The 1838-nt window shown below is 77.9% G+C and carries 1 protein-coding gene; it reads right to left on the minus strand.

The features are described 5' to 3' along the window. Positions 1-244: 244 nt before the first annotated feature. The gene (locus NH602_RS30585) at positions 245-1564 is read right to left on the minus strand and encodes a heparan-alpha-glucosaminide N-acetyltransferase domain-containing protein (RefSeq protein ID WP_253069653.1); all 1320 of its coding nucleotides are present in this window, start codon (positions 1562-1564) and stop codon (positions 245-247) included. Between the last annotated feature and the right edge of the window lie 274 nt (positions 1565-1838).

Raw genomic sequence — 1838 nt, forward strand, 5'->3', positions numbered from 1 at the left:
CCTCCGGCGACGCGACGTCGGTCGGCCGCATCGCGGGCCGGTGGGGGTTCCTGCGTCCGGGCGGGTTCCGCGTGGCCTACACGCGCGCCTTCGGCGAGGCCCCGGAGGACACCGCGGCCGGCTGAGGGCCCGAGGCACCGACCGGCACCGAGGGCCACCGCGGTGGTGGTCCGTGGAGGCGGACACGACGACCCGTCGTCGCCCGGCGGCGCACCACGCACGCCGGCGGCAGCGCCCTCGGGGCCTACGGCTCCGCCGCCCCCTCGGACGCGGGCTCCGGTGACCCGTCCGCGGTAGCGGGATCCCGTGCCCCGGACGGGGCCGAGGGGTCCGGCGCACGTCGGACGCCGGCCCCCCGGCCACCGGCCCACACCCCGGCGCGCCCGACGAGTCCGCCGACCAGCCCCTCCAGTGGGCCGCGCCGGAACCGGGTCCGCCACATCGTGGCGAACACGGCGTAGCAGGCGATCTCGGCGACGAAGGCCGGCACCGAGTCCGTCCACGCGTACGGCGAGATCAGGTACAGCACGTGGGTGCAGTACAGGGTCAGCGTCATCGACCCCATGGCGGCCGGCGGCGTCGTCGCCACCGCCACCACGCGCCCGGCCCGGCCCGGCAGCCCCGCCGCGAGGCACAGCGCACCGACGACGGCGACGGCGATCCCGGACGACTGCACGACCTGCGGGGTGGTGCCGGTGTGCGGGCCGAGCACGGCCAGCCACCACCAGCTGTCCGTGGGAACGACCCCGCCCGCTCCCACGGACAGCAGCTCCGACACCGGGTCCTCGGTGCCCAGCGGCAGTGCGAGCAGCCGGGACAGACCCCCGAGCGGGTGCAGCAGCAGCCACGACGCCCACCAGGCGGCGGCCGCGACGGCGGTGCCTGCGACGACGAGACGCAGTGCCACCCGTCGCGACGACAGGTCCAGCCGCCCGACGACGAGTCCGACGCAGACGTAGGCGAACCACGTCGCGACCGGGTAGTTGCCGGTCAGGACCACCTCGCGCAGCGCTGTGAGCGGCTCGGTGGCGACCGACACGAACGACGGATCGGTCCCCAGCGGGGCGGGCAGGTGCGCGCGGGCCAGGTGGCTCACCACCGGCATCACGCAGGCGGAGGCGACCCCGACGGCGAGCACCACGCGGGTCGGCAGCAGTACGAGCGGCACGGCCAGGGCGAACAGCACGCCGTAGAACACCAGGATGACGCCGGGGCTGCGGTCGGTGTCGAACGAGCCCAGTGCCAGGCCGATCAGGCAGAGCAGCACGGCGCGGGTGCCGAGCCGGGCCGCCGCGACCCGGGCGGCGCGGGCCCCGGTGACGCGGGCGCGACCGGTCGTGAAGGCGACGGCGGCCCCGGCGAGGACCGCGAACAGCGGCGCGGCCCGCCCGGCGAGCACGCTCTGGACCGGTGAGGCGGCGCCGTCCGGGCCGGTCTCGGAGAACAGGTGCACCGCGATCATCCCGATCAGCGCGAGGCCGCGGGCGGTGTCCACCGCCACGACCCGCCCCGGCGGCGGCGCCGGGTCCGGGCCACGCCGCCGGGAGGTGGTCGTCGTCCCCATGGGCTGGGGCTCGCGCGTCAGCGCGACGGCGTTAGCCGCGCCGGGGCCGGCGGGACGAAGGTCCCGCCGGGACCGGGCCGGAAGTCCCGGGGCCACCGGCCGGTGGCGCGCGATGGTGATCCCGCCCGCGCGACGCCCGACGTCCCGGGCGCCGGTCCCCTCCCGGAAGGCACACGATGCCCCGACCGCTGCGTGCCCTGCTCGCCCTCGCCCTGGCCCTGCTCGCCGCCGCCGCCGGGTGCTCCACCGCCGTCGACCGCTCCGAGGTCGCCGC

This window comes from Pseudonocardia sp. McavD-2-B, assembly GCF_024124365.1.
In the GTDB taxonomy this organism is placed as follows: domain Bacteria; phylum Actinomycetota; class Actinomycetes; order Mycobacteriales; family Pseudonocardiaceae; genus Pseudonocardia; species Pseudonocardia alni.